General features: G+C 47.5%; 7 protein-coding genes and 2 pseudogenes. 7 read left to right on the top strand and 2 right to left on the bottom strand.

Annotated elements, in window-relative coordinates; translation table 11 throughout:
• Nucleotides 1-235: 235 nt before the first annotated feature.
• Both ACXAC4_RS20685 and ACXAC4_RS20690 read right to left on the bottom strand, forming a co-directional pair.
• A complete protein-coding gene (locus ACXAC4_RS20685) occupies nucleotides 236-640 on the bottom strand; it encodes a TrmH family RNA methyltransferase (RefSeq protein WP_475165078.1) in 405 nt (134 codons plus the stop codon).
• 101 nt (nucleotides 641-741) lie between these two features.
• Complete coding sequence (locus ACXAC4_RS20690) at nucleotides 742-1,077, bottom strand: PBPRA1643 family SWIM/SEC-C metal-binding motif protein (RefSeq protein WP_475165080.1); 336 nt, start codon at nucleotides 1,075-1,077, stop codon at nucleotides 742-744.
• 241 nt (nucleotides 1,078-1,318) lie between these two features.
• Here ACXAC4_RS20690 and ACXAC4_RS20695 point away from each other — a divergent pair, with 241 nt between their 5' ends.
• From ACXAC4_RS20695 to ACXAC4_RS20725, 7 genes and pseudogenes are all read left to right on the top strand, one after another.
• A complete protein-coding gene (locus ACXAC4_RS20695) occupies nucleotides 1,319-2,725 on the top strand; it encodes an extracellular solute-binding protein (protein ID WP_475165081.1) in 1,407 nt (468 codons plus the stop codon).
• A gap of 43 nt (nucleotides 2,726-2,768) precedes the next feature.
• On the top strand, nucleotides 2,769-3,134 hold the full coding sequence (locus tag ACXAC4_RS20700) for a hypothetical protein (RefSeq protein ID WP_475165083.1): 366 nt from the start codon (nucleotides 2,769-2,771) through the stop codon (nucleotides 3,132-3,134).
• A 2-nt stretch (nucleotides 3,135-3,136) separates the two neighbouring features.
• Nucleotides 3,137-4,226, top strand: a pseudogene (locus ACXAC4_RS20705) (microcin C ABC transporter permease YejB).
• 158 nt (nucleotides 4,227-4,384) lie between these two features.
• Nucleotides 4,385-5,344 (top strand): ABC transporter permease, encoded by a 960-nt coding sequence (locus ACXAC4_RS20710; RefSeq protein ID WP_475165085.1) that lies wholly within the window; start codon nucleotides 4,385-4,387, stop codon nucleotides 5,342-5,344.
• Between the two features lie 49 nt (nucleotides 5,345-5,393).
• Nucleotides 5,394-6,845 (top strand): annotated as a pseudogene (locus tag ACXAC4_RS20715) (ABC transporter ATP-binding protein); the annotation flags it as partial.
• 227 nt (nucleotides 6,846-7,072) lie between these two features.
• Nucleotides 7,073-7,462, top strand: coding sequence for a hypothetical protein (locus tag ACXAC4_RS20720; RefSeq protein ID WP_475165087.1), 390 nt, complete (start codon nucleotides 7,073-7,075; stop codon nucleotides 7,460-7,462).
• 124 nt (nucleotides 7,463-7,586) lie between these two features.
• Nucleotides 7,587-8,249, top strand: a complete 663-nt coding sequence (locus tag ACXAC4_RS20725; RefSeq protein WP_475165088.1) for a 5-oxoprolinase subunit PxpA — start codon at nucleotides 7,587-7,589, stop codon at nucleotides 8,247-8,249.
• The last annotated feature ends 4 nt before the right edge of the window (nucleotides 8,250-8,253 follow it).

Below are 8,253 nucleotides of genomic sequence, written 5' to 3' on the forward strand. Positions count from 1 at the left end.
TTATCGCTAAGGTTAAGGACGGTAGTCAAAGGCCAGCACCAAAGCAGAGCGGGAAGAGTGCTTTACGGCTGGAATGGACGACATCCTTTGTAAGCCATACCAGAGTGTTGAGCTTAGGGAAATGATAGAAAAATGGGGCACAGAAACTGTCCCCCATTAGTGTTTTTGCTTGAGTCTTAGACCTTAATGGTTCGAAAAACTCTCACCTTTAGCCATGCGGTCATATAGGATGACATTAACTGCGGCAGCAAGATTCATGCAACCGTTGGTCGGTACATAGATAGTTTCGCGGCAGAAGTTGGTGATGTCTCTTTTTCAGCGTGCCATCTTCCGGGCCAAAAATGTAAAACGCACGTTTTGGGTGTTTGTAGTCAGGTAGTGGCTTGGCACCTTCCACAAGATCAACGGCAACGGGTACGCAATCATGCGGAATAATGTTTTTCAGATCTTCGACACCGATTAATGGGATATCAAGGATGGTATTCTTGGTATCGGTGCAGAATTTCTTGGCAAGGTCGTAGCGAGTGCCTGTATAGAACACACTATTGACGCCGTAGCAGCCAGCAGCGCGCATCACAGAACCAACATTTTCAGGGGTTTTTGGGTTGAACAACCCAACACAGGCGTAACCTTTGCTCATAACTCGTATTTCCGAAATTTTACAACAGCGCGAGATTATACGTTTTTTGACGAAAAATGGCAGGGGACTTCCCCTAGCCACTCTAATACCGCTTGGCGGGGTTATTTACCGCAGCACTTCTTGTACTTTTTACCGCTTCCGCACGAACACGGGTCATTACGGTTTGGGGTTTTCTCAAATACTGTCGTTTTAGGTTTGTTGATCAATGTTTCCAGCTCAACCAGATTTTCTTCTGCTTCTGGATTAACCGTAATCGTGGCGACGACTTGGTGTTGTTCAAGCTGTGCTTCGACTTCAGCTTTTTTCTCATCGCTATTGACAATAAGTTGAAGTGGGTTGACTTCAGTGCCTAACTTCTTGGCTTGCTTGGTATTAAAGCCGTAGCTCTCGTGCTTTGGTTTTTTCTCAATGCGGCCTTTATAGAAGAACTTTGACATAGGGTTATCCTGGCAAATGTAGATGAGATTGCGGTCCGTAAACCTGAAAGCGGGCGATATTAACGGCTTCAATAGCTTGTCGCAAGTGATCACAGGTTTTCATATTGCCTATTGAGTGGTTGTTCATTTGTCATTAGTGTCCTATCGTAAACATATACCACAAAATAATTTCATCTAATTCAACGAGTAAGATGGTGCCAGTAAGCGCCGTCTGAAACAGATTTTTTGCATGGAGGCCTAGATGTACAAAAGCGTCTCGTCGTTGCTGGTGGCGATGGTCATTGCTGGTTCCGTATCGGCTAGTGAAGTGATAGAAAGCCGCTCTTTGGTAGGGTTTGGAACCGCTAAATACCCTGGGGACTTTACCCATTTTGACTACGTGAATCCTGATGCTCCCAAAGGCGGGCAGGTAACCTACGCTCAAGTTGGCACTTTTGATAGTTTCAACCGTTTTGCTTCACGGGGAGTATCGGCGGCAGGGAGCGAAGCTATCTATGACACCTTGTTTGTGTCCTCAGAAGATGAAATTGACAGCTATTACCCCCTCATCGCCGAAAAGGTTCGTTACCCGGAAGATTTTTCCTGGATGGAAGTGGATATCAACCCGAATGCCAAATTCCATGACGGTGAGCCGATCCTTGCCGCTGATGTAGCCTTTACCTTTGATAAATTCATGAAGGAAGGAGTCGCCCAATACAAGGTTTACTTTAAAGATGTCAAATCGGTCACGGCGAAGTCTGAGCGTACCGCTCGAATCGAGATGGCCAAGCCGAACCGAGAAGTGTTGTTGGCGTTAGTACAGGGCATGAACGTATTGCCTGAGCACTACTGGAAAGACAAGAACCTCAGTGAGCCTCTCAATACACCGCCAATTGGCAGCAGCGCCTACCAAATTACTGACTACAAGTCTGGTCAAAGTGTCACCTACACCTTGGTGAAAGATTATTGGGCGAAAGATTTGCCGGTTAATGTCGGCCGGAACAACTTCCAGACGATCAAGTACGATTATTACCGGGATGAAACCGTCACCTTGGAAGCGTTTAAAGCCGGTGAATATGATATACGCGAAGAGAACGTTGCTAAGTTCTGGGCCACCATGTACCAAGGCCCGAATTTTGATAAGGGATACATTATAAAGGAAGAGATCCCGGACCAGATTCCGCAGTCGATGCAGGCCTTTGTGTTTAATACCGAGCGCAGCTATTTCAGCGATCCCAAAGTACGAGAAGCCCTGTCTTATGCCATGGACTTCGAGTGGATGAACAAAAGCCTCTTCTATAACCAGTACACCCGTACTCGCAGCTATTTCCAAAATACTGATTATGAAGCCAAGGGACTGCCATCCGACGATGAGGTTGCTGTTCTGGCTCCGGTAAAAGACAAAGTACCTGCGAGGGTGTTCACCGAGGAGTACCAGCCGCCGGTATCTGATGGCTCCGGCCGTATACGCGTTCAACTTCGAAAAGCCTTGGCCTTGATGAAAGAAGCCGGTTGGGAAGTGCAGAACAAAGTTATGACAAATGTTGAGAACGGAGAAGCCTTTACCTTTGAGCTTTTGATGTACAGCCCGACCACTGAGCGTCTGGCGATTCCTCTTCAGAAGAACCTGAAATTACTGGGTATCGATATGCGTTCTGCGTACTGTTGATACCACTCAGTACATCAAACGCTTGCGTGACAGGGATTTCGATATGGTCTCGGCCGGTTACGGGGCTAACCCTTACCCGAGCCCGAACCTGATGATTGCCTGGAACAGTAATTTTATCGACAGTACCTATAATACCGCAGGGGTAAAAGATCCGGCAATTGACTACCTGACTGAGCAGATAGCAGAAAATCAGGAAAACCCAGATAAGTTGCTAAGCCTTGGCCGGGCACTCGACAGGGTATTGCAGTGGAACTTCTACGTCATCCCGCAGTGGCATATCAGTATGTTCCGTGTGTCGAGCTGGGATAAGTTCTCTCGGCCGGATGTACGGCCAAAATACTCTTTGGGTCGAGATACCTGGTGGATTGATACTGAAAAAGCGGCCAAGTTACCTGAGAAGCGGCGGTAAGTATGTCGGCATATATTATTCGGCGTCTGTTGTTGGTGATCCCTACCTTGTGGGCGATCATCACCATCAACTTCTTTGTCATTCAAATTGCGCCAGGAGGACCGGTTGAACAGGCAGTGGCTCAGCTTGAAGGCCATAGCTCCGGTATCATGGAGCGTTTTACCGGTGGCGGGCAGGAAGTTGGATCGCTAGAGCCTTCTGAAAACGGCTCCGGTTACCGAGGCTCTCGCGGGGCTGGATCCTGAAGTGGTCGAAGCAATCAAGAAACAGTTTGGCTTTGATAAGCCATTGCACGAGCGTTACTTCGATATGCTCAAGGATTACGCCACATTCAACTTTGGCGAGAGCCTGTTCAAAGGCGGTAATGTGATCGACTTGATCATCGATCGCTTGCCAGTCTCTATCTCACTAGGGCTTTGGAGTACGCTAATCATTTATTTGGTCTCTATTCCATTAGGGATCGCCAAGGCTATCAAACATGGTTCGCGGTTCGACGTTTGGAGTAGTGCGGTAGTGATCGTTGGCTATGCTATCCCCGGTCTCTTGTTCGCGATATTGCTGATCATATTTTTTGCCAGTGGCAATTATTTTAGTTGGTTCCCGTTGCGCGGGTTGGTGTCGTCCAATTTTGACCAGCTGAACTGGTACCAGCAGATCATCGACTATTTCTGGCATTTGACACTGCCTATTCTGGCGATGGTTATTGGCGGCTTTGCCACTTTGACCAACGCTGACCAAAAACTCCTTCCCAGACTGAAATCAATAAGCAGTACGTGGTCACTGCCCGCGCCAAGGGGCTTGATGAGCGCAGCATTTTGTACCGCCATGTTTTCCGTAATGCCATGCTGATCATCATCGCAGGCTTTCCGGCGGCCTTTATCAGCATCTTCTTCACAGGGGCGATGCTTATCGAGGTGATGTTCTCTCTTGAAGGGATAGGATTGTTAGGGTTTGAGTCGACCATACAGCGAGATTACCCGGTAGTATTTAGCTCTTTGTATATCATGACGCTACTCGGGCTGTTGCTGAACATTATTTCGGATATTACCTATACATTGGCTCGATCCACGGATAGATTTTGAGGCACGTTAGTGAAACTTAACCCATTAACCAAGGAACGTTGGGGCGAGGTTCCGCGCTCACAAGCGGGGCTATTGGTCATTATGGATCTTCTCGATCCTGTTTTTCTTCAGCTTGTTCGCAGAGCTGGTTGCTAATGACAAGCCGCTGGTGATTCAGTTTGAATCGCAGTGGTATTTCCCCATCAGCTCACCCCTTACTCAGAAACCGAGTTTGGTGGTGAGTTTGATGCTGAAGCCGATTATACCGACCCTTATGTGGCGGACTTGATCGAGGCTGACGGCTTTATGATCTGGCCGCTTATCCGCTTTAGTTACGACACTATCAATTACAACTTGTCTGGCCCGGCTCCGTCGCCACCGGATAGTGTTAACTGGCTTGGTACGGATGACAAAGGGCGTGATGTGCTAGCCCGCATCATATATGGCTTTCGTATATCTGTTTTGTTCGGGTTTGCGCTTACCATTATTTCTACTGTGATTGGTGTCATCGTTGGTGCTAGTCAGGGGTATTACGGCGGATGGGTCGATTTGTTCGGTCAGCGCTTTATTGAAGTATGGTCCGGCATGCCGACGCTGTTTTTGCTGATCATTTTATCCAGCTTTGTTGAGCCTAACTTCTGGTGGCTGCTTGGCATCATGGTGCTGTTTAGTTGGATGGGACTAGTCGGAGTGGTTCGTGCCGAATTCCTTCGGTGTCGGAACCTTGATTATGTCAGGGCTGCCCAGGCGATGGGCGTCGGTGATGGACGTATTATGTTACGCCATATGCTGCCGAATGCTATGGTGGCGTCACTGACAATGATGCCATTCTATTCTCAGCGGCTCGGGAACGACACTAACGTCACTGGATTTCCTTGGCTTCGGCCTGCCAGCGGGTTCCCGCTATCATTAGGTGAACTACTGGCTCAGGGCAAAACTAACTTGCAAGCGCCGTGGTTGGGCTTATCTGCCTTCGTTGTCCTTTCAATCATGCTGAGTTTGCTGGTGTTTGTCGGTGAAGCCGTGCGTGACGAATTTGATCTCCCACCATCAGAGGTAACCATGTCTCAACCTATTATTACTATTGAAAATCTGTCGGTGGGCTTTCAAAAGCGGAAAATCAACCAATCAGGTAACCTACAACGTTAGCCTGGAATATTAAACGCGGAGAAACCCTTGCGCTGGTGGGGAGAGTGGATCGGGAAAATCGGCAACAGCCAATGCGATTTTACGCTTACTGCCGAAATCATCCACCCGTTATCTCAGCGGCCATATTCATTATGATGGCATCGATATGATGCGTTGTAGTGAGCGGGAAATGCGTGGTTTACGGGGTAACCGCATTGGTATGATCTTTCAAGAGCCGATGATGTCTTTGAATCCACTGCATAAAATTGGCCGCCAGTTGTGTGAAATCCTCGCTATCCACCGTGGTACTCGGCAGCGAGAAGCGCAGAAGAAAGCGCTGGAATGGTTGCAGAAAGTCGGGATCAGAAACCCAGAAAAAAGATTGGAATCTTATCCGCACGAATTGTCAGGTGGTGAGCGCCAGCGGGTAATGATAGCGATGGCGCTTATTAACGAGCCGGAACTGTTGATTGCCGATGAACCGACAACGGCACTGGATGTTTCGGTACAGGCGCAGATTTTGGATTTGCTCAAAGATCTACAGCGTGAAATGGGCATGGCTATGCTGTTTATCACCCATGACTTGAGCATCGTTCGAAAAATTGCCGATCGTGTTGCGGTGATGCAGATGGGGCGTTTGGTGGAAACCAACACCATGACTGAAGTGTTCGAACGGCCGCAAGATCCTTATACCATCAAGTTGATCAACTCCGATCCAAGTGGTGAGCCGGTCCCTGTTGATATGGCAGCGGCACCCATGTTCGAGGTAAAAGACTTGCGGGTGTGGTTTCCTGTCAAAGGTGGGGTATTAAAGCGCGTTAAGGATCATATCAAAGCGGTGACCGATGTGAGCTTTTTACTTCGTACAGGCCACAGTGTCGGTTTGGTGGGGGAGAGTGGCTCGGGCAAGTCGACAACAGGCATGGCGATTCTCAAATTGCTGGAAAGTACCGGTGAAATTTTATACCGCGGAGAAGATATCTCGGCGTTTAATCGTAAACAAATGTTGCCCATACGCAGCAAGATGCAAGTGGTTTTCCAAGACCCGTTTTCAGCCTTGAACCCGAGAATGTCAGTGGCACAAATTATTGGTGAGGGGCTAAAAGTTCATCAAAACCTAACGCCAGAGCAGGAAGACAAGGTCATTTGTGATGTGATGCGAGATGTAGAACTCGATCCCGAAACACGTCATCGCTATCCAAATGAATTCTCTGGTGGTCAGCGCCAGCGGATCGCTATTGCCCGTGCTCTGGTGCTGAAACCGGCGTTTATCCTGTTGGATGAGCCAACATCTTCGCTAGATAGAACTGTTCAATTTCAGGTGCTTACGTTATTAAAAAACCTACAGCAAAAGTATAACTTAACCTACCTCTTTATTAGCCATGACCTCCATGTTGTGAAGTCGCTTTGTCACTATACCCTGGTGCTTCGCCAAGGGCAGGTGGTTGAACAGGGGGAAACTCAAACCCTGTTTAGTGAGCCGCAACAAGAGTATACAAAGCAATTAGTTGCCTTGTCTTAGGTGGTAGTACCAGACAAATGTAGCTGGGATGTTATGTGCTTCTCATACATAATGAGGCGCCCAAAAGGCGCCGTTCTCATTATCGACTAAAATGTGACCAATTGAAGGTTTTACCTATCGCTGCGATAGGGAAAACCTTCTGGTGCTTTTTAGCCGTGTTGATAACATTCACAACACAATAAAATGAATAACTTGTCCTGATGGATTCAGGCGAGTGGGAAAGCATTATGGTTAAGCCTGAAAATAATTGTATCGTCATCTTCGGGGCGTCGGGTGATCTGACTCATCGTAAGTTGATCCCAGCCTTTTACCACCTATTCGCGAATGGATTGCTGTCTGAAGAATTCGCTATTTTGGGGGTAAGCCGAACTCACTACTCTGATGATGAGTTCCAGCAGAAATTGAAAGATTCGCTGACAGCCAACGAAAAAGTTGACCCTCAGGTGCTTGATGCTTTCTGTCAACGCCTTCATTACCAAGCCATTGATACCAAGAATGTAGAAGATTACGCCAAACTGAAATCTCGTTTGGATGATATCGAGCAGAAGTATCAAACTAACAGCAATACGACCTTCTACCTGGCGACTCCGCCGAGCCTCTACAGCGGTGAAGTCTAGGTGCTGGCCTTTGACTTGAGTTCTTCGTCCTTAACCTTAGCAATACGTAACTGAACGAAGTAGATGTACTGGGATTAGAAAAGCCTGAAGGCCAACTCCCTGTCAGTATTTAAAGGAAGTAAACATGTTATTAAATTGCGATTTAGGTGAAAGCTTTGGTGCGTGGCAAATGGGTTTAGATAGCCACGCTATGCAAGTGATTGATTTGGCAAATATTGCTTGTGGCTTTCACGCTGGAGACCCGGATGTGATGGCTCAAACCCTCACGCTTGCTAAACAGCATAATGTGCAAATTGGTGCTCACCCAAGCTATCCCGACAAACAAGGCTTTGGTCGCCGCTCTATGAAGCTCGGTCATGATGAGTTAGTAAATTGTTTGCACTATCAAATTGCAGCCCTTGACGGTATGGCACAAGTGCATGGTTTATCAATTAGTTATGTAAAACCACATGGTGCACTGTATAACGATATGATGGCCGATAACGGCATTTTAGAAACTGTCATGCAGGCAGTGAGTAGCTATGCCAAACCGCTAAAGTTAATGCTACTGGCGACCAACGAGCAAGCGTCGCACTTAGCTATGGCTGAAAAATATAACCTACCATTGTTGTTTGAAGCTTTTGCGGATCGCTTATATACCAACGAAGGGCGCTTAACTCCTAGAACTGAGTCGAATGCAGTGCATAACAAGCCTGCTTTGATGGCACAAGTCGAGCAGTTATTGACTCAAGGCACAGTCACCACGGGCTCCAGGTGCTGTGTAAGAGGTGAATCTAACCGTCGTTAACCTT

This window comes from Pseudoalteromonas sp. AWM4_233 (assembly GCF_056158285.1).

Excerpts from the sequence above, each read along its gene's own strand:
- ACXAC4_RS20685 (WP_475165078.1), bottom strand. The coding sequence starts at position 640 with ATGAGCAAAGGTTACGCCTGTGTTGGGTTGTTCAACCCAAAAACCCCT.
- ACXAC4_RS20690 (WP_475165080.1), bottom strand. The coding sequence starts at position 1,077 with ATGTCAAAGTTCTTCTATAAAGGCCGCATTGAGAAAAAACCAAAGCAC.
- ACXAC4_RS20695 (WP_475165081.1), top strand. The coding sequence starts at position 1,319 with ATGTACAAAAGCGTCTCGTCGTTGCTGGTGGCGATGGTCATTGCTGGT.
- ACXAC4_RS20700 (WP_475165083.1), top strand. The coding sequence starts at position 2,769 with ATGGTCTCGGCCGGTTACGGGGCTAACCCTTACCCGAGCCCGAACCTG.
- ACXAC4_RS20720 (WP_475165087.1), top strand. The coding sequence starts at position 7,073 with ATGGTTAAGCCTGAAAATAATTGTATCGTCATCTTCGGGGCGTCGGGT.
- ACXAC4_RS20725 (WP_475165088.1), top strand. The coding sequence starts at position 7,587 with ATGTTATTAAATTGCGATTTAGGTGAAAGCTTTGGTGCGTGGCAAATG.